Below are 21242 nucleotides of genomic sequence, written 5' to 3'. Positions count from 1 at the left end.
AGGTCTCGGTGGCGACCACCGAGAAGCACACCGCCCACCAGGGCAGTTCACGGCTGCCGACGAAGTAGTCCTGGGCGCTGCGTTGTCGACCGCTCAACAACAACCCGAGCACCGGCATGGCGACCAGGTACAAGCCGATGACGGCCAGGTCTAGCCATCGCATGCTGCCTCCTACGCGGTGTCGCCGGGCTGCACGCGCAGCCGGCTCGGCTGGTGGACGGCCGGGGCGGGCAGCCGCAGCGGTCCAGCTCCTGGGGTGATGCTGCCCAGCAACCGGGGTCCGGCGGCACCTGTGGTGCCCGGCGTGTTGCCGTACGTGCCGTGCCAGGTGAGGAATCCGAGCAGCGCGGTCAGCAGTGCTTCCTTGCCGTCGGAGGGTAGCCCCAGCTCGTCGCTGACCAGCACCGGAGCGTCGAGCAGGCGGCGCAGGGCGGCGAGCAGGACCGGATTGTGCACGCCGCCGCCGGAGGCGACGACGCGGACTGCTCCTTCCGCGCGGCAGGCGTCGGCGACGGTGCGCGCGGTCAGTTCGGTGAGCGTGGCGAGCAGGTCGGCGCCGTCGACCTCGGTGCCGATCCGCGCCAGCGCCCGGTCGAGGTGCTCGGCGTTGAACCGCTCCTTGCCGGTCGACTTCGGCGGGGCCAGTCGGTAGTACTCGTCGGCGAGCAGGACGTCCAGCAGATCGGTTCGCACGGTGCCGCTCGCCGCGATCGCGCCATCGGTGTCCTGCGGTCTTCCGGTGATCCGGGCGGCGGCGAGGTCGATCAGCGCGTTGCCCGGACCGGTGTCGTAGGCCAGCGGGCGCTCGCCGCCGACGACGGTGATGTTGGCGATGCCGCCGATGTTCAGCGCCACGCCGGGACCCGGTTCGTCGGCCAGCCACAGCGCGTCCAGCACACCGGCCAGCGGTGCGCCGTGCCCGCCTGCGGCCACGTCGCGGGCGCGCAGGTCCGACACCACGGGCAGCCCGGTGGCCTCGGCGATCCACGCGGGCTGGCCGATCTGCAGCGTGCCGCGCGCTTTGCCGTCCTCGACCCAGTGGTAGAGCGTCTGGCCCAGCGAGGCGACGAGGTGCGCGCGGCCGTCCGCGAGCTCCAGCCCGGCCTTCGCCGCGGCGGCGAAGTGCTGCCCGACGAGGGTGTCCAGGCGGCACAGCTCGGCGGCGCTGCACTCCCCGGGCGGGAGCGCGGCCAGCAGGTCCCGGTGCAGGTCCGGGGGATAGGCGACGGTGGTGCTGCCGAGCGGCCTGAGGTCCAGGACGTCGCCGTCCAGGCGCAGCTCCGCCGCGGCCACGTCGACACCGTCCATCGACGTTCCGGAGATCAGCCCGAGCACTCGCCACCACTGCACATATGTGGTGTATTGCACAGCCGCCGGGAAATGCAAGCATCGGCGGCGCATTGTTGGTTATTTCCTCACCGCCGCGGGGAGCGGTTCGGGGCGCGTGCCAGCACCCGAATCAGCAGGTGGGAGGATGGGCGGGTGACCACCTCTACCGTGATTTTGATCATCGTCGCCGTGGTGCTGGTGCTGGCGATCGCCGTGATCGCCGGTGTGGTGCTGAACCGTCGGCGCCGGATCAGCCTGGGCGAACGGGAAGACAGCGCCGGGCCGACCGAGGCCGTCAAGGGCGGCGGCTACCGCGCGGACGGCGGCATCAGCCTGTCCAGCGGCGGCGCCACCACGGCTGCCCCGCCGGAGCACCCGGCGGGCGAGCGCACCGAGGTGGAGGGCCAGCCCGGAGTCGGCGACGACGCGGCGGTGCCGCGCGACACCGTCCGCCGCGACATCGTCGACGTCCAGCTCCCGGACGCGACCGACACTGCGGTGACCGACACGACGGTGACCGAGGAGCCGTCGGCCCCGGCGGAGCCCGAGACCCCGGCGCAGCCGGAAGCCCCGGCGGAGACCGCACCGGCCGAGCCCGAGGTGCCGGTCCAGGAGCGCGTCGAGCCGACGCCCGAGCCGACGCCCGAGCCGACCCCGGCGGAGCCGGAAGCGGCCGAGGAGATCGAGGAGATCGAGCCGACGGCCGGTCGTCTGGAGAAGCTGCGCGGCCGCCTGTCCCGGTCCCGGTCGACCTTCGGCCAGGGCCTGCTGGGCCTGCTCGGCGCGGGTGACCTCGACGAGGACTCCTGGGAGGAGATCGAGGACACCCTGCTGATGGCCGATCTGGGTGCGGCCACCACCACCGAGATCACCGAGCGCCTCCGCACCGAGATCGCCTCGCGCGGCATCCGCACCCCCGACGACGCCCGCGCCCTGCTGCGCGAGGTCCTCGTCGACGCCCTCGGCCCGGACATGGAGCGCGCGGTCAAGGCGCTGCCGCACGGCGACCCGTCCGACGGCGGCAAGCCCGCCGTGGTGCTGGTGGTCGGCGTCAACGGCACCGGCAAGACCACGACGACCGGCAAGCTGGCCCGGGTCCTGGTCGCCGACGGCCGGACCGTCCTGCTCGGCGCGGCCGACACGTTCCGCGCCGCAGCGGTCGAGCAGCTGGCCACCTGGGGCCACCGGGTGGGCGCCGAGGTCGTGCGCGGCAAGGAAGGCGCGGACCCGGCGAGCGTGGCGTTCGAGGCGGTCAGCCGCGGTTCGGACACCGCGGTGGACGCGGTCCTCGTCGACACCGCCGGCCGCCTGCACACCAAGACCGGCCTGATGGACGAGCTCGGCAAGGTCAAGCGGGTCGTGGAGAAGAAGGCCCAGGTCGACGAGGTCCTGCTGGTCCTGGACGCCACGACCGGCCAGAACGGCCTGACCCAGGCCCGGGTGTTCTCCGAGGTCGTGGACGTGAGCGGCATCGTCCTGACCAAGCTCGACGGCACGGCCAAGGGCGGCATCGTCTTCCAGGTCCAGCGAGAGCTGGGAGTCCCGGTGAAGCTGGTCGGCCTCGGCGAAGGCCCGGACGACCTCGCCCCCTTCCAACCAGGCCCCTTCGTGGACGCCCTCCTCGACTGAGCCAACGCAGAACGACCCCCGCGCCGACCGGTGCGGGGGTCGTTGCTGTCCGGACAGGGGCTGCTCCGTGCAGCTAGGTGGCGCGCTGATTGCCGTCGACGGGGAGATGCCCGGTATTGCTGGCAGAGATCTTGCGCGGCTCATTGCCAGCAGGGCAGAGACATGAGCTTCGTGTCGGACAGGGGAGGCAGTCCGTCATCGAGGTTTCGGAGTCGCGAGTAGAGCGTTCGCATGGCGTCCCTGTCGGGCAGGTGCTCACCCCCGGCTGCGCGTTCCAACACGGTGATGCTGCTGACCAGTCTGATGCTCCCGACGGAGTGACTTGCGTTGCGCAGGCGCTGGAGGCGTTGGGCTTCGAACGCGGCCGCACGGCAGCCGCCGCCGTCGTCGATGAGGACGATCGCGTGCTCTCCGGCTTCGGCCGCGACGACGGCATGGGCGATGACCATCGTCTCTCCAAGGTCTTTCGAGGTCCGGATGCGCTGATCGAAGGGGATGCCGCTGATGCGCTGGACCGCTGCGGCCAGTTCGTCGGTCACGTCGTCGGGGAGGACTTCCATGAGCCGGGGTGGAAGCCTTTTCCAGACGCGTTCAGCTGCGGCGAAGCGCTGATCCTGGCGAGCTTTGCGCAGGATCTCATCTCGCACGATCTCTGGGACGCTCAACGCCCCCAGGACGCTGAAGAGCAGGCGTTCTTTGTTGAGGGACAGGAAGTTGATGCCCGGTCCGGCATCCATGATGGGGCGATGGTTCATTCGGCGACGCCCTCGCCTGCTTGGTCGTCCAGGTCGCTCAAGTCCACTGATACGACCGGCAGGTCCTGGGCCGTCATCCACGGAACCGAGGGATCGCGCGGGGCGATTCCGGCGTCGGCGAGTTCTCTCCTGGCGGCATCGACGGTGATTCCTCGCAGGGTGGCTACCGACTGAGCCGTCACGACTCCTTCCCGGTATCCGGCGATGGTGCGGGCGAGGAGTCGCTGGGGCGAGCGGGTGCGATCGGAGTCGTTCTGGAGCGACTCGTACTGATCGGTCCACCCGAAGCGCGTTGCCAGCTGTGGAGTCGAAAGTCCCATCCACTCTTGCTTGGTGGATGCGTTGATGCATCCGCAGTCGTGGAGCGCGATGGCCGCGATGGCCGGTGAGACGAGGAACCCCTGCACGACGGCCGACAGGGCGGCCTCGGACGGGGCGGCATGGTCTCCTAGGAACGCCTTGAGACCGGCCGCCGGCACCAGCAGATTCCGGGCGAACGCATCAGCGCGTTGCTCCTGAGCAGTGCGGGCGCTGAGGTCTTGTCCCTGTGGTCCGTTCCAGTCGGCGAAGATCACATGGGCGAGCTCATGCGCCAGCGTGCTGCGCTGCCGCATGGGATTGCGTGTGCGGGCGACCCCGATGAAGGTGACGTCCCGCACGGGGTCGCGCATGGTCAGTCCGTGCTCGTCGGGACTCGCGTCCAGCACGGCGACATCATGTCCGGTTGTCCGCTCGATGAGCGCGACGAGATCACCTAGGGGCTGGTCTCCCAGGTGGTGCTCGCGGCGGAAGGCGGCTGCCGCTTCCCTTCCCTGCTGCTCCGGCGTCATGATCTGCCTGTCCTTCACTGGGGCGCGGTGACTGCCTGCTCGTCCAGGTAGGCATCGAGTTCGATGAAATCCAGCAGCCGCTGCCGCATCTTCTCCATGCCCGAGCCGTTGCTCGCGCGAGCAGCGCACTGCACTCGTTCAGCAGCCGCTGTTCCGGTCAGCTGGGCGACGGTGTAGCCGGTGGCGTCGGCGATCCGGATGATCTCGGGCATCTTCGCGGCCCGCTCGCCGGAGATGATGCGGGAAAGGGTCGTCTGGGAAATGCCGGTGCGGTCGGCGAGGCCCCGCTGGGACAGCCCGGCCGCCTCGCGAGCGCGGTCAACCGCTGCCCCGACCTGTGTCGCAGTCACCTGAACCCCCCATCTGAATCATTTTTTCCGATCTGATTCATCATAGCCGATGGCGAAGGTTGTTGGTGCTTCTCGCCCGGTGGGAAATTTGTCTGACGACTGATGTATCGCTTACGGTCTGGCGGGAGGTAGTTCGGATGCGGGTTGTGGGGCGTCGGTCTTCGGTCGACGAGGTCATCGCTGCGCTCAACGAGCAGTTGTCCGGTGGGGCCTGGGCTCCTGGGGAGCGGATACCCACCGAGCAGGAGCTGGTCGCCGAGCTCGGCGTGAGCCGGGCCGTCGTCCGGGAGGCCGTTCGGGCGCTGGTCCAACTGGGGTGCTTGGAGGCCCGGCAGGGCGCCGGGACGTTCGTGGTGTCGGCCGCCGATCCGACGCCGATGCTGCGGCAGCTGCGGTTGGCCGAGCTGCGGGACGTCTTCGAGGTCCAGCTCGCCCACGACGTGCAGGCCGCGCGGTTGGCCGCGGTGCGCCGCGAGGACGCCGACGTCGAGCGGCTGCGCGAGCTGCTGGAGCGGCGGGACCGCGCTGCTTCGCCGGAGGACTTCGGCGCCGCTGACGTCGAGTTCCACTGCGCCGTGGTCGAGGCTGCGCGCAACCCGCTGCTCACCGAGATGTACCGCTACCTGAGCGAACGCCTGCGGGAGAGCTTGGTGGAGCTGCGCGCGGACAGCGCGTTGTCCGAGGGCGGCCCGCAAGCCCACCGCGCGCTGTTCGACGCGATCGCCGACCGCGATCCCGAGTCCGCCGCCGCGGCCGCGCAGGCCGTGATCCAGCCGTGCCTGACGTCGCTGGGCAGCGTCGTCGCAGAGAGGGGAACCGAGCAGTGAGTACCGGAGTCCAGCAGGCGCCCACGCGCCCGGCCGGCACCGCCGCGGTGGCCACCATGGTGCTGATCGTGCTGGTGGCGCTCGCGCTGCGGCCGCCGTTCACCGCGGTGGCTCCGCTGCTGGAGGCGATCCAGCGGGACCTGGGGGTGTCGAACACCTTCGCCGGCGTGCTGACCACCTTGCCGGTGGTGTGCCTCGGGGTGTTCGCGTTCGTCGCGCCGACGCTGCGGCAGCGGTTCGGCGACGAGAAGGTGGTCGTCGGCTGCCTGGTGGTGCTGCTGGTCGGGAACTCGCTGCGGGCCGCGGGTTCGACCTGGACGCTGCTGGCGGGCACGGTCGTCGTCGGCGCCGGGATCGCGGTGGCGAACGTGGCCCTGCCCGGGCTGATCAAGCGCGACTTCCCGCACAACATCCCGGTGATCACGGCGGTGTACACGGTCTGCTTGACGCGGGGCGGTGCGTTCGCGGCCAGCATCGTGGTGCCGGTCGGCACCGCGCTGGGCTCGGCCTGGCAGGCACCGCTCGGGGTGCTCGCCGTCCCGGTGCTGGTGGCCCTGGTGATCAGCGCCTTCGTGCTGCGCCGCGGTTCCGGCGCGCCGCCGCAGCCGTCGCGGCCCGGGCTGCTGTGGCGCACCCCGCTGGCCTGGCAGGTCACCGCGTTCATGGGGTTGCAGTCGGCGATGGCCTACGTGGTGTTCGGCTGGTTGCCGACCATGCTGCAGGGCCGGGGCATGAGCGCTGAGCTGTCCGGACTGGCGCTCGGCATCCAGGCGGCGGTGCAGTCCATCGGTTCGCTCGCGGTGCCGGTGCTGTGCCGCAGGTTCCGCGACCAGCGGCCGATCTCCACCGTGCTGGCCATCTGCATCGCGCTCGGGTTCGCCGGGATCCTGGTCGGCCCGGCATCCGGCGTGTGGCCCTCGGTGATCGTGCTCGGGGTCGCGCAGGGCGCGTCGTTCGGCTTGGCGCTGACGGTGATCGGGCTGCGCGCGCCGGACAGCGACACCGCCGCTGCGCTGTCCGGGATGGCGCAGGGCATCGGGTACCTCATCGCCGCGACCGGTCCGCTGCTGATCGGCCTCCTGCACGACCTGGCGGGCACCTGGACGGCCCCGCTGGCGCTGCTGATGGCCTGCTGCGCCGCCTGGTTGATCTCGGGGCTGCTCGCCTGCCGCCACCGCCAGGTGCCGTCCGTGCAGCACGGCGGTCACGTCACAACACGCCCGTAACCCGATTTCACCGCGGCGAAACAGCAGGACGGGTCGGCTGAAACAGCGGCTTCCCATGATGCGGCGCAACTCGGTCCGCACGGGAGGCGATGTGAATTCAGGCGACACCGCGTGGGTGCTCGTGAGCGCGGCCTTGGTCCTGCTCATGACCCCCGGTCTGGCGTTCTTCTACGGTGGCATGGTGCGCTCCCGCGGCGTGCTCAACATGCTGATGATGAGCCTCGGCAGCATCGGCGTGGTGGGCGTGCTGTGGGTGCTCGTCGGCTACTCCACGGCGTTCGGGTCCGACGTCGGCGGCGTCGGCCTGCTCGGCGACCCCGCCGAGTTCTTCGGGCTCGGCTCGCTGCTCGGCGAGGACCAGCTCTCCGGCTCGATCCCGACCCTGGCCTTCGCCGGTTTCCAGGCGATGTTCGCGATCATCACGGTGGCGCTGATCTCCGGGGCGATCGCCGACCGCGCCCGCTTCGGCCCATGGCTGCTGTTCGCCGCGCTGTGGGCGGTGGTGGTGTACTTCCCGGTCGCGCACTGGGTGTTCGCGTTCGACTCGACCGATGACGCGGGCAACGTGACCGCGGTCGGCGGCTGGATCGCCAACCGGATCGCCGCGATCGACTTCGCCGGCGGCACCGCGGTGCACATCAACGCCGGTGCCGCGGCGCTCGCGCTGGCGCTGGTGCTGGGCAAGCGCCGGGACTGGCCGAAGGACCCGGGCAAGCCGCACAACCTGCCGTTCGTGGTGCTCGGCGCGGCGCTGCTGTGGTTCGGCTGGTTCGGGTTCAACGCCGGTTCGGCGCTGGCCGCCAACACCACCGCCGCGGTCGTGCTGGTCAACACCCTGGTGTCCACCAGCGCCGCGATGCTCGGCTGGCTGCTGGTGGAGCGGATCCGCGACGGCCACGCCACCACGCTCGGCGCGGCCTCGGGCATCGTCGCCGGTCTGGTCGCGATCACCCCGGCCTGCTCGTCGGTGACCCCGCTGGGCGCGATCGCGGTCGGTGCGATCACCGGCGCGGTCTGCGCGCTGTCGGTCAGCCTCAAGTACCGCTTCGGCTACGACGACTCGCTGGACGTCGTGGGCGTGCACCTGGTCGGCGGCCTGCTGGGCACGCTGCTGATCGGCCTGTTCGCGTCCTCGGCCGCCCCGGCCGGGGTCGACGGCCTGTTCTACGGCGGCGGGCTGGACCAGCTGTGGCGGCAGGCCGTCGGCGCGGTCGCGGTGCTGGCCTACTCGTTCGTGCTCAGCCTGCTGCTGGCGCTGCTGGTCAAGGCGGTCGTGGGGTTCCGGGCCAGCGAGCAGGACGAGGCCGTGGGCATCGACGAGACCGAGCACGCCGAGGCCGCCTACCACTTCGGTGAGGGCCGCTCCGCGCGCCGCACCGCGGTCGAGTCGGAACGCAAGCTGGAGGGCAGCCGCGCATGAAGCTGGTGACCGCGATCGTGCAACCGTCCAAGTTGGACGATCTGAAGGAGGAGCTGGGCCGGCTCGGGGTGCTGGGCATGACCGTCAGCCAGGTGGAGGGCTACGGCAGGCAGAAGGGGCACACCGAGGTCTACCGGGGTGCTGAGTACTCGGTCGACTTCATCGAGAAGCTCCGCGTCGAGGTCCTGGTCGACGAACCGGATGCGGACAAGGTCGTGGACGGCATCGTGCGCGCCGCCCGCACCGGCCAGGTGGGGGACGGCAAGGTGTGGGTGACCGCCGTCGACACCGTCGTCCGGGTCCGCACCGGCGAGACCGGTCCCGAAGCGATCTAGTCCTCGTGACTTCTCGAAGGGCGCCTCCGAGCCGGGGAGGCGCCCTTCGTCATGTCGTGAGTGGTTTTCCGACCGGGCCGGGTGGTGGGTGAGTAGCAATACGCAGTCGGACTCAGGGAGCTTCACGGTCTCGCCGGGGCCGGTGGCCCGGCACACTTCTAAGTGCGACGCGGTGATCAGGGGGAACCGGATGGGAACCCGCCCGTACTGGGGGTCGGGCGGGTGAAACCGGGCCTGGCGATCGCAAAGGGGGGAACCGCGCGGGTGGTAGGGGAAGGGCCGCCCGCGCGGACCGGGAAGTGCGCCAGGGGGTGGCGCTGGAGGCGGCTCGCAGGGGGAGGCGGGCCGCCTCCTCTCCTGTTCGCGGGAGATGTGCGAGCGGATCTGCCGCACAAGATCCAACAACGCGTAATCTGGTCCCGTCGTGGACATACCGGACTTCTCACCAGTGGTCACATATCCTCCGCCGGCCGTGCAGGTCGGCCGCCGATCCCTCGTCGTCCTGGCCGGCCTGCCCGGCGCCGGGAAGAGCACGGTGCTGGGCAAGCTCAGCTCGGACGCCGACATCTCGACGCTTGACTCCGAGCAGGTCCGCGCGCGCCTGCGCGAGGTCCTGCCGGGCTGGCTGCCCTACCGCTACTACCGCCCGGTCGTGCACTTGGCGCACCGGACCCGCATCGTCTGGTTCTGCCTGACCGCGCCCGGCCCGGTCGTCGCGCACGAACCCGCCACCCGTGCCACCACCCGAGCCCTGCTGCTGGCGTTCGGCTGGATGAGCGGCCGCCAGCGAGTGCTCGTGTGGCTGTACGCGGACCCGGACGACGCCCTGGCCGGGCAGCAGCAGCGCGGCCGCCTGATCCGCCGCACGTCGTTCGCCCGGCACGTGCAGCGCGCGGACCGCATGCACCGCAGGCTCCGCGACGGTGCGACGCCGCGCGGCTGGCGGCAAGCGCACCTCCTGACCCGCGAAGAGGTCAGCTCAGGCCTCAGGCTGGACGTCGAATCGTGACTTGGCCGTGGTTTTCGTTCTTGATGCGCCGGAGGCGCGTAGCCCACCCTCGGCGCTTGCGCCGCCGCGGGTTCTCAGCGTTCGCCTGGCGAGGACGGCCTGACTGCCGTGTATTGGCATACATCAAGTCGGGCACCCGGAGTCCAGGCGGGCGCTGAGGTTCCGCCACCTGCACCGATACGCAGAATGAGCCTGGAAACAGCTTCTTGGGCGTGACTTGCGTCCCGTTGTGGTGGGGCGGGGCAGCGGGCGCGGATCTCGATCGCTAGGCTGGATCGCTGGTGCTGCGGCTAGGACGCCGCCGCACCAGGCTGAGAATCATCGAGCTGCGGGTGACTGGCAACAGGGTGTGCGTCCAGCGGAACGCGCGGTTCGACAAGCGCAAGCGACTGTCCCGTGGTCGGCTGCACCACCGCGCCGACTCCCCTGGCCCACCCTCCTCGGCGGGCAGCACCGGGCCGTTTCCGCGATCCATCAGCCCCCTGTCGACCCCACTGAGGAGACCCGCGTTCAGCATGCAGACCTTTGACGAGCTCGACCTCGACCCGCGCGTCCGCCAGGCGCTGACCGAGATCGGCTACGAAACCCCGTCCCCGATCCAGGCGCAGACGATTCCGCTGCTCCTGGAGGGGCGCGACGTGCTGGGTCTGGCGCAGACCGGCACCGGCAAGACCGCGGCGTTCGCGCTGCCGATCCTCTCCCAGCTGGACCTCAAGGCCAAGGGGCCGCAGGCGATGGTGCTCGCACCGACCCGCGAGCTGGCCATCCAGGTCTCCGAGGCCTTCCAGCGCTACGCCTCGCACCTGCCCGGCTTCCACGTCCTGCCGATCTACGGCGGCACCGGCTACGGCCCGCAGCTGGCCGGCCTGCGCCGCGGCGCGCACGTCGTGGTCGGCACCCCCGGCCGCTTGATCGACCACCTGGAGAAGGGTTCGCTCGACCTGAGCAACCTGAAGAACCTGGTGCTCGACGAGGCCGACGAGATGCTGCGGATGGGCTTCATCGAGGACGTCGAGCGGATCCTGCAGTCCGTGCCGTCGAGCCGCCAGGTGGCGCTGTTCTCCGCCACCATGCCCGGCGCGATCCGCAAGATCAGCCAGAACTACCTCAACGAGCCCGCTGAGATCTCGGTCAAGACCAAGACCAGCACGGCCACCAACATCACCCAGCGGTACGTGCCGGTGCGCGGCTCGAACAAGCTGGACGCGATGACCCGGATCCTCGAGGTCGAGGCCTTCGACGCGATGATCGTGTTCGTCCGCACCAAGCAGCTCACCGAGGAGCTGGCGGAGAAGCTGCAGGCCCGCGGCTTCAACGCGGCGGCGATCAACGGCGACATCGCGCAGGCGCAGCGCGAGCGCACCATCGGCCACCTGCGGGACGGCAAGATCGACATCCTGGTGGCCACCGACGTCGCCGCCCGCGGTCTGGACGTCGAGCGCATCTCGCACGTGCTCAACTACGACATCCCGCACGACACCGAGTCCTACGTGCACCGCGTCGGCCGCACCGGCCGGGCCGGGCGCAGCGGTGAGGCGATCCTGTTCGTCTCCCCGCGCGAGCGGCACCTGCTGCGCGCCATCGAGCGGGCCACCCGCCAGCAGATCCAGCAGATGGACCTGCCGACGATCGACGCGGTCAACGACCGCCGCCTGGCCAAGTTCGCGCAGGCCATCACCGACACCCTGGCCAAGGGCGACCTGGAGGTGTTCCAGGAGCTGGTGCGCGAGTACGAGCAGACCCACGACGTGCCGGCGCTGGAGATCGCCGCCGCGCTGGCCAGCATGGCCCAGGGCGACCGGCCGCTGCTGCTGGAGCCCGAGCCGGAGCCGCAGCGCCGCGAAGGCCCGTCGTTCCACTCGAACAGCTCGGACACCGAGACCTACCGGGTCGAGGTCGGCCGCCGCAACCGGGTCACCCCGCGCGCGCTGGTCGGGGCGCTGGCCAACGAGGGCGGCGTGCCCAGCAAGTACATCGGGCACATCGACATCCGCAACGAGCACACCCTGATCGAGCTGCCCGCCGACCTGCCGGAAGAGCTGCTGAACAAGCTGCGCGACACCCAGGTGGCCGGGCGCGGTCTGCGCATCACCCGCGCCGAGGGCGAGTCGATCAACCGCCGTCCCCGCCGTCCCGCCCGGGACCGCGACCGCGACCGCGATCGGGACCGCGACCGGCGCCCGCACCGCAAGGGGCAGCGCTCGCCGCAGTCGCGCGGTCGGCGCGATGACTACCAGCGCAGCTGAAGTGATGTCCGGTGAACCCCGGGTGGCCGTCCCGCCGCCCGGGGTTGCGCCATTTCCGCGATTGCGCTGCCCAGCCCGCACCGGACCCCGGGCGGGGGCAGTTACCCTCGCATAGGTAATCCATCGACTCTGGAGCCCGTGAACCCGTGTTCGACACTCTTTCCGACCGGCTCACCTCGGTCCTGACGAACCTGCGCGGCAAGGGGCGGCTGTCCGACGCGGACATCGACGCCACCGCGCGGGAGATCCGCATCGCCCTGCTCGAAGCAGACGTGGCGCTTCCCGTGGTGCGCAGCTTCATCAAGGGTGTCAAGGAGCGGGCCAAGGGCGCCGAGGTCTCCCAGGCCCTCAACCCGGCCCAGCAGGTCATCAAGATCGTCAACGAGGAACTGGTCACCGTCCTCGGCGGCGAGACCCGGCGGCTGGAGTTCGCCAAGACCCCGCCGACGGTGATCATGCTGGCGGGTCTGCAGGGTGCCGGTAAGACGACGCTGGCGGGCAAGCTCGCCAAGTGGCTGTTCGGGCAGGGCCACACGCCGATGCTGGTGGCCTGCGACCTGCAGCGCCCGAACGCGGTGAACCAGCTCCAGGTCGTCGGTGAGCGCGCCGGGGTGCCGGTGTTCGCGCCCGAGCCGGGCAACGGCGTCGGCGACCCGGTCGAGGTCTCCCGCCGCAGCATCGACGAGGCCCGCCGGGCCCAGCACGACGTCGTCATCGTCGACACCGCCGGCCGGCTGGGCGTCGACGAGGAGATGATGAAGCAGGCCGCCGACATCCGGGATGCGATCACCCCGGACGAGGTCCTGTTCGTCCTCGACGCGATGATCGGTCAGGACGCGGTCAACACCGCCGAGGCCTTCCGCGACGGCGTCGGCTTCTCCGGCGTGGTGCTGACCAAGCTCGACGGCGACGCCCGCGGTGGTGCCGCGCTGTCGGTCCGCGAGATCACCGGTCAGCCGATCATGTTCGCCTCCAGCGGTGAGAAGCTGGAGGACTTCGACCTCTTCCACCCGGACCGGATGGCCAACCGGATCCTGGGCATGGGCGACATGCTCACCCTGATCGAGCAGGCCGAGCAGGCCTTCGACCAGGAGCAGGCGGAGAAGGCCGCGGAGAAGCTCGGCACCGGCCAGCTGACCCTGGAGGACTTCCTCGAGCAGATGCAGGCGGTGCGCCGGATGGGCCCGCTGCAGAACCTGCTGGGCATGCTGCCGGGCGCCGGTCAGATGAAGGACCAGCTGGCCAACTTCGACGAGAAGCACCTGGACCGCATCCAGGCGATCATCCGCGGCATGACGCCCGCCGAGCGGGCCGACCCGAAGATCATCAACGCCTCCCGGCGCCAGCGCATCGCCCGCGGTTCCGGCGTGACGGTCAGCGACATCAACGACCTGGTCAGCCGGTTCTTCGAAGCCCGCAAGATGATGCAGCAGATGGCCGGCGGGTTCGGCTTCGGCGGTGGCGGGGGCAGCAAGAACCGCAAGGGCAAGAAGGGGAAGAAGGGCAAGAAGGGCAAGGGCCCGACGCAGCCGAAGGGCATGCGCGGCCTGCCCGGCGGCTTCCCGGCCATGCCGCCCGGCGGTATGCCCGGCATGCCCCCCGGCGGCCCGGACCTGTCCAAGCTGGAGGGCGGCATGAACGAGCTGCCCGCCGGCTTCGACCCGTCCAAGCTGAACTTCGGAAACGGCAAGAAGAAGTGACCGCGCTGCACCTGCGCGGAGTGGTCCTCCCCGACGGGGAGCACCGCGACCTCTGGGTTCGCGACGGGCGCGTCAGCCTCGACCCGGTGCCGGGCGCCGAAACCGTCTTCGACGGCGGTTTCGTGCTGCCCGGCCTGGTCGACGCGCACTGCCACATTGGCATCGGACCGGAAGGCCCGGTGGAGCTGGACGACGCGGTCGCACAGGCCGAGCTCGACCGCGACGCGGGCACCCTGCTGGTCCGCGACTGCGGCTCGCCCATCGACACCCGGCCGCTGCAGGAGCGCGAGGACCTGCCGCGCATCATCCGCGCCGGCCGCCACCTGGCCCGCCCGAAGCGCTACATCCCGTACCTGGCCGACCAGCTCGACCACGAGGAGCAGCTGCCGGCCGCGGTCGCCGAGCAGGTGGCCTACGGCGACGGCTGGATCAAGCTGGTCGGGGACTGGATCGACCGCTCGGTGGGCGACCTGGCTCCGCTGTGGAGCGACGAGGTGCTGCGCGAGGCGATCGCGACCGCGCACCGGCTGGGCGCCCGCGTCACCGCGCACGTCTTCGGCGAGGACGCGCTGCCGGGGCTGATCGAGGCCGGGATCGACTGCATCGAGCACGGCACCGGTCTCACCGACGAGACGATCGAGCTGATGGCCCGGCGCGGCACCGCGCTGGTCCCCACGCTGATCAACATCGAGAACTTCCCGTCCTTCGCGGCGGCGGCCACCAAGTACCCGACCTACGCCTCGCACATGACCGAGCTGTACGAGCGGGCCGACCGGACGGTGGCCAAGGCGATCGAGGCGGGCATCCCGGTCTACGCGGGAACCGACGCGGGCGGCGGCATCGCGCACGGCGTGCTGGCCGAGGAGGTCATCGCGCTGAACCGGGTCGGCATGTCCACCGAGCAGGCCATCGGCGCGGCGTCGTGGGAGGCCCGCCAGTGGCTGGGCTGGTCCGGCCTGGAGCACGGCGCCCCGGCGGACCTGGTCTGCTACGCCGCCGACCCCCGCAAGGACCTCACCGAGCTCCGCAACCCCGTCCGCATCGTTCTCCGCGGCAACGTCGTCGGCGCCTGACGATCTTCGAACCACCAGGTCAGGGCCGGGTGGTTGATCGGCGTCGAACTCTTCGAGCGCTTAGGGTTGAGGCGTCGAGGGGAGCGCGCAGTGGGGGACCAGCCGGAACGGAAACCGCCGGAGAACGGGCAGGACCCGCTCGCGCAACCGACGCCTCCGGCGGAGGACGGCGTCGACCAGGACCTGCACCCGACGTACTGGGAGGCCCAGTTGGAGGCCGCGCGCCGCGGCTCGCTGGCGTGGGGCCTGGCCGCGTTCTTCATCGGCTACGGCGGCTACTACCTGTGCGTGCTGGTCCTCACCGCGGTCCGGCCGGAGCGGCACGGCGGCTTCGACCCGACGACCCCGCCCAACACCGGTCCGCTGCTGCTGCTCGCCTTCGCCCCGAACGTCCTGCTCGGCCTGGTGCCCGCGGTGTTCTCCTGGTGGCGCGGCCGCGGCCTGCGCTCGGACTTCGGCATCGTGCCCAAGAAGCGAGACTTCAAGGTGGGCGTGGCCTGCGGGTTCGCCGCCCTGATCGGGTCCTGGCTGCTGACCTTGGTGATCATCGCCGTCTCCGGCCCGCCGCCGGAGACCGATCTCACCCGGCTGATGCAGGGGGAGCGCACGATCTGGCTCTTCCTGTTCGCGCTGTTCGCCTTCCTCGGCGCGCCGCTGACCGAGGAGCTGCTGATGCGCGGCGCGCTGTGGGGCGCGCTGGAGCACTACCGCCTGCCGCGCTACGCGATCCTGGTCCTGACCGCGCTGATCTTCGCGCTCATCCACCAGGAGGTGTGGCGCACGCCGGTGCTGTTCGTCGGCGGTCTCGCGATCGGCGCGGCGCGGATGATCACCGGTCGGGTGGCGACCAGCATGATCGCCCACGCCACGAACAATTTCCTGCCCGCACTCCTGCTGTTCGCCGTGGCCAGGTGAAATCGCTGCCGCGCAAGGCGCCGATAGCGGTAACCTGGCGGCTCGCCGGTGCCCGCGAGCGATCAGCCACGGGCTCGCCACGCCGCCGATCGGCACCACGGAGGCGCCCGTGAACGAAACGCAACAGCCAGAACCAGCCGAGGACGCACCGGAACGCGCACCCGCCCGCACCCACCGGTGGGGGTTCGGCGCGTTCGTCCTCACGCAGGTGGTCTTCGTGCTGGTGTCGGTGGTGCTGGCCGCCGCGCTCGGCAGCCCGGACGCCCTGACGCTGGTGATCATGCTGGTGCTGCCCACGGTGATCGCCGGGGCGCTGGCGGTCCTGATCACGGTGGTGCGCGGCAACGGCCCGCGGCTGGACTTCGGTCTGGAGTGGCGCTGGTCGGACGTCACCACCGGCCTGCTCATCGGCGGCATCGGCCTGGTCACCACGACCATCGCGACCATGCTGTGGGCGAAGTGGGTGGGGCAGGACAACGCCCACTCGACGGTCAGCAGCGTGCTCGACGGGGTGGAGCTGCCCCCGATCGCCGCGGTGGTGGTGTTCCTGCACATCTGGCTGATCGCGCCGCTGTGCGAGGAGCTGCTCTACCGCGGTCTGCTCTGGGGCGCCATGGAGCGGATGCGCTGGAGCCAGCTGAACGTGTTCCTGCTCAGCACCGCGGTCTTCGCGATCGGGCACCTGGAACCCCAGCGCACGGCGCTGCTGCTGGTGATCGCGATCCCGATCGGCGTGGCCCGCATGGTCACCGGCCGCCTGACCGCCAGCGTGGTCGCCCACCAGGTGAACAACTTCCTCCCGGCCCTCGGCCTGCTGCTCGTCTCCCTCGGCCTCCTCCCCGCCTGACCGGCCGGGCTCGGATCCGGCAGGGCAGAACGAGATCGTTTACTTCCGGACCACCCCGGGACTGCTGGAGGCTGCGGATCTGGCAGAATGGTTAGCTGTTCGCCGCGAGGGGTCCCTCTCACCGCTTGTGGCCATTTGACCTACGAGCATTCCGAATCGCCACCCCACGTGGTTCGGCGTGCTCACCGGAGCACGAACGAGAGTCTGAGGAGCACCAGCACCCGTGGCTGTGAAGATCAAGCTTGCCCGGATCGGTAAGATCCGCGAGCCGCACTACCGCATCGTCGTCGCCGACGCCCGCACCCGCCGCAACGGCCGGGCCATCGAGACGATCGGCCAGTACCACCCGAAGGAGAACCCGAGCGGCATCGTCGTCGACTCGGAGCGGGTGCAGTACTGGCTGGGTGTCGGGGCGCAGCCGACCGAGCCGGTGCAGAACATCCTGGAGATCACCGGCGACTGGCAGAAGTTCAAGGGCCTGCCGGGTGCCGAGGGTCGGCTGAAGACCGCCGAGCCGAAGCCGAGCAAGCAGGAGCTGTTCGAGGCCGCGCTGGCCGCCGCCGGCGAGGAGCCCACCGTCGAGGCCACCACCCCGAAGAAGAAGGGTGGCAAGAAGGCCGAGGACAAGGCCGAGGAGAAGTCCGAGGAAGGTCAGGCGTGACGGTCCTCGCGGACGCGCTTGAACACCTGGTGCGCGGCATCGTCGACAACCCCGACGATGTCCGCGTTCAGCTGCTCACGACCCGGCGCGGTCGCACCCTCGAGGTGCACGTGAACCCCGACGACCTGGGCAAGGTCATCGGCCGCAGCGGTCGCACCGCGACCGCCCTGCGGACCGTGATGTCCGGCATCGGTGGCCGCGGCATCCGGGTCGACGTGGTCGACACCGACCGCTGAGCGCCATGGCTGATCCCGAGCAGGAGACCCTCGCCGTGGGGCGCATCGTCCGACCGCACGGTGTGCGGGGAGAGCTCGTCGTCGAGGTGCTCACCGACAGCCCCGAGCTGCGGTTCGCACCCGGTTCGGTGCTCGGGACCCAGCGCCGCGGCAAGGGCCGCGGGCAGAACCTCACCGTGGCAGCCGCCCGGCCGCACGCCGGGCGGCTGCTGCTGCGCGCGGAGGGCGTCGACGGCCGCGAGGCCGCCGAGGACCTGCGCGGCGTGACGCTGACCGTCACCGCGGACGTCCTCGAACCCACCGATGACCCGGACGAGTTCCACGACCACGAGCTGGTCGGACTGCGGGCCGTCCAGGTCTCCGGGGAAGAGGTCGGCGAGGTGAGCGATGTCGTCCACACACCCGCGGGCGAGCTGCTGGCCCTGCGGACGGCCGACGACCGCGAGGTCCTGGTGCCGTTCGTGGCCGAGATCGTGCCCGAGATCGACCTGGCCGCCGGGAAGCTGGTCATCGACCCGCCCGAAGGCCTGCTCGACGAATAATCGCAGCTGAAGATTCCGCCCTCGCCGTTCGGCGGGGGCGTTTCCGTTTTTCGAGGGCACCATGCGCATCGACGTCATCACGATCTTCCCCGACTACCTCAACCCGCTGCGGGAGGCCTTGCTGGGCAAGGCCATCGAGCGCGACCGGATCGCCGTAGGCGTGCACGACCTGCGCGACTGGACGCACGACGTGCACCGCGCGGTGGACGACAGCCCGTACGGCGGCGGCCCCGGCATGGTGATGAAGCCCCAGGTCTGGGGTGAAGCCCTGGACGCCGTTTGCGGGACCGAGGAGCCGATGCCGCGGCTGGTCGTGCCGACGCCGGCCGGGCGGCCGTTCGACCAGGCCACCGCGATCCGCTGGTCCTCCGAGCAGCGCTTGGTGTTCGCCTGCGGCCGGTACGAGGGCATCGACCAGCGGGTGATCGACGACGCGGCCACCCGGATGCCGGTGGAGGAGGTCTCCATCGGCGACTACGTGCTGGTCGGCGGTGAGGTCGCCGCGCTGGTGATGATCGAGGCCGTGGCGCGCCTGCTGCCGGGGGTGCTGGGCAACCCGCTGTCGGCGGAGCAGGACTCCTTCTCCGACGGCCTGCTGGAAGGGCCCTGCTACACCCGCCCCGAGGTCTGGCGCGGGCGCGCCGTGCCGGACGTGCTGCGGTCCGGGAACCACGCCGCGATCGACCGCTGGCGGCGGGACCAGGCCCTCGAACGCACCTACCGCAGGCGCCCGGAACTGCTGGCAGAGCTGCCGGAGGGGGCCCTGGATAAGAGGGACCGAGCGCAACTCGATAAGCTGCAGGAGTCGGAACACTCCGACGAGTCCCGGAATGCCGGAGAAGCATCTCGCTGACCCCGCGTCGGTGGGGTCGGTTGAGACCCCGGAAAGCGGATCTGGCACACTGGAACGGTTGACGCAGCCGGGCGAGATCGCTCGGCGTGCGCACAAAGCAAGTTCACCCCGTGTCAGGCGGTGCCCGTTAGATCGGGTCATCGACATGCGAGAACACGGGCTGCCTTCGACACGGATGAGGACGGACCACCGATGAACACCCTGGACGCGTTGGACGCCCAGTCGCTGCGTTCCGACATCCCGGCCTTCCGGCCCGGTGACACGCTGAAGGTCCACGTCCGCGTCATCGAGGGTTCGCGCGAGCGGACTCAGGTCTTCCAGGGCGTGGTCATCCGCCGGCAGGGCGATGGCATCCGGGAGACCTTCACCGTGCGCAAGGTTTCCTTCGGTGTCGGTGTGGAGCGGACCTTCCCGGTGCACACCCCGAACATCGCGCAGATCGAGGTCGTGGCGCGCGGTGCTGTTCGGCGGGCGAAGCTGTACTACCTGCGCGAGCTGCGCGGCAAGGCAGCGAAGATCAAGGAGAAGCGGGAGACCGCCGCTTCCTGATCGGACGGACGTACTGCGAACAGCCCGGATGCCCTGCATCCGGGCTGTTCCTTTTGTGCGCTCCCGGTGCCGCACGGCGTTGCACGTTCGGGTGATCAGTGACGAATTCGAGCCGCGGACGCCGTGGTTCCCGACTCGGACGTACCGGAAAAGAGCACGTCATGGCGCCTTCTCCGGGCGCTCCGAAGCGGGGGAGCACGACGGCCCCTGTTTCTGTTCCAGTAGCCTGGCCAGGTGGCCGACGTCATGCGCAGCGGATCAGCGGAGGAGCCCCACGAGGCCGAGCACCACAGCGGTGCTCCGGACGACTCGGGGGAAGGCTCTCGCAGCCGCAAGCCCAAGAACAAGAAGAAGGGCTCGTTCTGGCGCGAGCTGCCGATTCTGATCGTCACCGCCCTGGTGCTGACGGTTCTGATCCAGGCGTTCATCGCGCGGGTCTACGTGATCCCGTCGCAGTCGATGGAGCAGACCCTGCACGGGTGCACCGGCTGCAACAACGACCGGGTGCTGGTCGACAAGATCACCTACCGGTTCAGCGACCCGAAGCCGGGCGACGTCGTGGTGTTCCGCGGCCCGCAGCCGTGGGTGCAGAACGAGTTCCGCACCGAGGAGCCCTCGAACCCGGTGGCCGGGTTCTTCCAGGGCGCGGCCTCGCTGCTGGGCTTCGGCGCCCCGGACGAGAAGGACTTCGTCAAGCGCGTCATCGCCGTGGGCGGCCAGAAGGTGGAGTGCTGCGACGCGCAGAACCGCGTTCTGGTCGACGGCAAGCCGCTCAACGAGCCCTACCTGTACTGGGAGCCGGGCCGCGGTGTCGGCCAGGAGGAGTTCAAGGAGGTCACCGTCCCGCCGGGCCACCTGTGGGTGATGGGTGACAACCGCAACGACTCGGCCGACTCCCGCGTGCAGGGCGGTGGCGGTCTCAACGGCGCCGTGCCGGTGGACAACGTGATCGGCAAGGCGCAGTTCATCGTGCTGCCGCCGACCCGCTGGCAGGGCATCGCCGATCCGGACCCGCAGACCACCGCGCTGGGCGCGCCCGCCTGGCAGACCGGGGTGCCGGTCGGCTTCGGGGTGGCGGCGGCGTTCCCGACGGTGTGGCTGGGTCGTAGGCTCGTCGGTGTGGTGAGCAAGGGACGAGCCTCGGAGTGACGTTGACGTGACGGTGGCGGAGTTCCGGCCGCCGAGGTCGGTGATCCGGCGCAGCAGCGGCAACTGGGCCCTTCAGCGCGCGTTGGACCGCCGCGGCCTCGGGCCGGTGGCAGGCGTGGACGAGGCCGGGCGCGGGGCGTGCGCCGGACCGCTGGTGGTGGGCGCGTGCGTCCTGAAGCCGGGCGACGGTCAGCGCTTCGAGGGCCTGACCGACTCGAAGGTGCTGTCGGAGGCCGACCGGGACCTGATGTTCGACCGCATCACCGAGCGAGCGTTGAGCTGGTCCACCGTCGTGATCCCCGCCGAGGACGTCGACGCGCTCGGCATCCACGTGGCCAACCTGGAGGGCATGCGGCGCGCGGTCGCCCGGCTCTCCGAACACCCCGGCTACGTGCTCACCGACGGATTCCGGGTGCAGGGCCTGGCCACGCCCAGCGTGGCCGTGGTGAAGGGCGACCTGGTGGCCGCCTGCGTGGCGGCGGCGTCGGTGCTGGCGAAGGTGACCCGCGACCGGCTGATGGCCGAGCAGCTGCACCAGGAGTTCCCTGACTACGGGTTCGACGTGCACAAGGGGTACAGCACGCCGCTGCACTCGGCGCGGCTGGCCGAGCACGGGCCCTGCCGGGAGCACCGCTGGTCCTATGCGAACGTGGTGGCCGCCGCGCAGCGGCACGGCCTGCGCTCGCCGCGCGCGGTGAGCAGCAAGCCCGGGTTGTTCGATGCTTCTGAGGGGGGAGTGGTGGACAATGAGGTGTTGTAGT

22 protein-coding genes and 1 pseudogene are annotated in these 21242 nt (G+C 70.6%); 18 read left to right on the top strand and 5 right to left on the bottom strand.

The window, feature by feature from the left end:
* A pseudogene (locus tag OU415_RS30715) lies at window positions 1–163 on the bottom strand (sodium:solute symporter); the annotation flags it as partial.
* Between the two features lie 8 nt (window positions 164–171).
* Window positions 172–1350: an anhydro-N-acetylmuramic acid kinase gene (locus OU415_RS30710; RefSeq protein WP_270952910.1), complete on the bottom strand. Its 1179-nt coding sequence runs from the start codon at window positions 1348–1350 to the stop codon at window positions 172–174.
* Between the two features lie 132 nt (window positions 1351–1482).
* On the opposite strand from OU415_RS30710, the gene ftsY reads away from it, so the two are divergent.
* The gene (gene ftsY, locus OU415_RS30705) at window positions 1483–2958 is read left to right on the top strand and encodes a signal recognition particle-docking protein FtsY (protein WP_270952908.1); all 1476 of its coding nucleotides are present in this window, start codon (window positions 1483–1485) and stop codon (window positions 2956–2958) included.
* Window positions 2959–3098: 140 nt separating this feature from the next.
* Here the strand turns inward: ftsY and OU415_RS30700 are convergent, their stop codons facing one another.
* Genes OU415_RS30700 through OU415_RS30690 form a run of 3 tightly spaced genes read right to left on the bottom strand, consistent with a single transcriptional unit; the run spans window position 3099 to window position 4893 of the window.
* Window positions 3099–3695: a PIN domain-containing protein gene (locus OU415_RS30700; protein WP_270952907.1), complete on the bottom strand. Its 597-nt coding sequence runs from the start codon at window positions 3693–3695 to the stop codon at window positions 3099–3101.
* A 14-nt stretch (window positions 3696–3709) separates the two neighbouring features.
* Complete coding sequence (locus OU415_RS30695) at window positions 3710–4543, bottom strand: ImmA/IrrE family metallo-endopeptidase (RefSeq protein ID WP_270952906.1); 834 nt, start codon at window positions 4541–4543, stop codon at window positions 3710–3712.
* A gap of 14 nt (window positions 4544–4557) precedes the next feature.
* Entirely contained in the window at window positions 4558–4893 is a 336-nt protein-coding gene (locus OU415_RS30690; protein WP_270952905.1) for a helix-turn-helix domain-containing protein, read from the bottom strand.
* Window positions 4894–5030: 137 nt separating this feature from the next.
* Here OU415_RS30690 and OU415_RS30685 point away from each other — a divergent pair, with 137 nt between their 5' ends.
* The 17 genes from OU415_RS30685 to OU415_RS30605 all read left to right on the top strand — a co-directional run bounded on the left by OU415_RS30685 (window position 5031) and on the right by OU415_RS30605 (window position 21241).
* Window positions 5031–5720, top strand: a complete 690-nt coding sequence (locus OU415_RS30685) for a FadR/GntR family transcriptional regulator (protein WP_270952902.1) — start codon at window positions 5031–5033, stop codon at window positions 5718–5720.
* Complete coding sequence (locus tag OU415_RS30680; RefSeq protein ID WP_270952901.1) at window positions 5717–6946, top strand: CynX/NimT family MFS transporter; 1230 nt, start codon at window positions 5717–5719, stop codon at window positions 6944–6946. The genes OU415_RS30685 and OU415_RS30680 overlap by 4 nt, the downstream gene beginning before the upstream one ends.
* A 91-nt stretch (window positions 6947–7037) precedes the next feature.
* Complete coding sequence (locus OU415_RS30675) at window positions 7038–8366, top strand: ammonium transporter (protein ID WP_270952900.1); 1329 nt, start codon at window positions 7038–7040, stop codon at window positions 8364–8366.
* Window positions 8363–8701, top strand: a complete 339-nt coding sequence (locus OU415_RS30670; RefSeq protein WP_270952898.1) for a P-II family nitrogen regulator — start codon at window positions 8363–8365, stop codon at window positions 8699–8701. The genes OU415_RS30675 and OU415_RS30670 overlap by 4 nt, the downstream gene beginning before the upstream one ends.
* A 472-nt stretch (window positions 8702–9173) precedes the next feature.
* Window positions 9174–9710: an AAA family ATPase gene (locus OU415_RS30665; RefSeq protein ID WP_270952896.1), complete on the top strand. Its 537-nt coding sequence runs from the start codon at window positions 9174–9176 to the stop codon at window positions 9708–9710.
* Window positions 9711–10225: 515 nt separating this feature from the next.
* Window positions 10226–11956 carry a DEAD/DEAH box helicase gene (locus tag OU415_RS30660; RefSeq protein WP_270952894.1) on the top strand — a complete coding sequence of 577 codons (1731 nt, stop codon included), beginning with the start codon at window positions 10226–10228 and terminating at the stop codon, window positions 11954–11956.
* A gap of 146 nt (window positions 11957–12102) precedes the next feature.
* A complete protein-coding gene (gene ffh / locus OU415_RS30655; protein WP_270952892.1) occupies window positions 12103–13656 on the top strand; it encodes a signal recognition particle protein in 1554 nt (517 codons plus the stop codon).
* The gene (locus tag OU415_RS30650; protein WP_270952891.1) at window positions 13653–14729 is read left to right on the top strand and encodes a metal-dependent hydrolase family protein; all 1077 of its coding nucleotides are present in this window, start codon (window positions 13653–13655) and stop codon (window positions 14727–14729) included. Before ffh ends, OU415_RS30650 begins: the two co-directional genes overlap by 4 nt.
* A gap of 90 nt (window positions 14730–14819) precedes the next feature.
* Window positions 14820–15644, top strand: a complete 825-nt coding sequence (locus OU415_RS30645) for a CPBP family intramembrane glutamic endopeptidase (RefSeq protein ID WP_270952890.1) — start codon at window positions 14820–14822, stop codon at window positions 15642–15644.
* A 109-nt stretch (window positions 15645–15753) separates the two neighbouring features.
* Window positions 15754–16491: a CPBP family intramembrane glutamic endopeptidase gene (locus tag OU415_RS30640; protein WP_270952889.1), complete on the top strand. Its 738-nt coding sequence runs from the start codon at window positions 15754–15756 to the stop codon at window positions 16489–16491.
* Between the two features lie 223 nt (window positions 16492–16714).
* Window positions 16715–17152 carry a 30S ribosomal protein S16 gene (rpsP, locus tag OU415_RS30635; protein ID WP_270952888.1) on the top strand — a complete coding sequence of 146 codons (438 nt, stop codon included), beginning with the start codon at window positions 16715–16717 and terminating at the stop codon, window positions 17150–17152.
* The gene (locus OU415_RS30630; RefSeq protein ID WP_093146638.1) at window positions 17149–17388 is read left to right on the top strand and encodes an RNA-binding protein; all 240 of its coding nucleotides are present in this window, start codon (window positions 17149–17151) and stop codon (window positions 17386–17388) included. The genes rpsP and OU415_RS30630 overlap by 4 nt, the downstream gene beginning before the upstream one ends.
* Before the next feature lie 5 nt (window positions 17389–17393).
* Window positions 17394–17930 (top strand): ribosome maturation factor RimM, encoded by a 537-nt coding sequence (gene rimM / locus OU415_RS30625; protein WP_270952887.1) that lies wholly within the window; start codon window positions 17394–17396, stop codon window positions 17928–17930.
* A 61-nt stretch (window positions 17931–17991) separates the two neighbouring features.
* On the top strand, window positions 17992–18783 hold the full coding sequence (gene trmD / locus OU415_RS30620; protein ID WP_270952886.1) for a tRNA (guanosine(37)-N1)-methyltransferase TrmD: 792 nt from the start codon (window positions 17992–17994) through the stop codon (window positions 18781–18783).
* Window positions 18784–18975: 192 nt separating this feature from the next.
* The gene (gene rplS, locus OU415_RS30615; protein WP_270952885.1) at window positions 18976–19332 is read left to right on the top strand and encodes a 50S ribosomal protein L19; all 357 of its coding nucleotides are present in this window, start codon (window positions 18976–18978) and stop codon (window positions 19330–19332) included.
* Window positions 19333–19566: 234 nt separating this feature from the next.
* Complete coding sequence (gene lepB / locus OU415_RS30610; protein WP_270952884.1) at window positions 19567–20481, top strand: signal peptidase I; 915 nt, start codon at window positions 19567–19569, stop codon at window positions 20479–20481.
* A 7-nt stretch (window positions 20482–20488) separates the two neighbouring features.
* Complete coding sequence (locus OU415_RS30605; RefSeq protein WP_270952883.1) at window positions 20489–21241, top strand: ribonuclease HII; 753 nt, start codon at window positions 20489–20491, stop codon at window positions 21239–21241.
* The last annotated feature ends 1 nt before the right edge of the window (window position 21242 follow it).

The organism is Saccharopolyspora oryzae (assembly GCF_027853915.1).
Lineage (GTDB): Bacteria > Actinomycetota > Actinomycetes > Mycobacteriales > Pseudonocardiaceae > Saccharopolyspora > Saccharopolyspora oryzae.
Note: the sequence above shows the minus strand (reverse complement) of the source record. Positions and strands in the feature narration are given on the sequence as shown.

Bases quoted from the DNA above. Each gene is read 5' to 3' on its own strand.
- OU415_RS30700 (WP_270952907.1), bottom strand. From the start codon at position 3,695: ATGGATGCCGGACCGGGCATCAACTTCCTGTCCCTCAACAAAGAACGC.
- OU415_RS30695 (WP_270952906.1), bottom strand. From the start codon at position 4,543: ATGACGCCGGAGCAGCAGGGAAGGGAAGCGGCAGCCGCCTTCCGCCGC.
- OU415_RS30685 (WP_270952902.1), top strand. From the start codon at position 5,031: ATGCGGGTTGTGGGGCGTCGGTCTTCGGTCGACGAGGTCATCGCTGCG.
- OU415_RS30670 (WP_270952898.1), top strand. From the start codon at position 8,363: ATGAAGCTGGTGACCGCGATCGTGCAACCGTCCAAGTTGGACGATCTG.
- OU415_RS30660 (WP_270952894.1), top strand. From the start codon at position 10,226: ATGCAGACCTTTGACGAGCTCGACCTCGACCCGCGCGTCCGCCAGGCG.
- rimM (WP_270952887.1), top strand. From the start codon at position 17,394: ATGGCTGATCCCGAGCAGGAGACCCTCGCCGTGGGGCGCATCGTCCGA.
- trmD (WP_270952886.1), top strand. From the start codon at position 17,992: ATGCGCATCGACGTCATCACGATCTTCCCCGACTACCTCAACCCGCTG.
- rplS (WP_270952885.1), top strand. From the start codon at position 18,976: ATGAACACCCTGGACGCGTTGGACGCCCAGTCGCTGCGTTCCGACATC.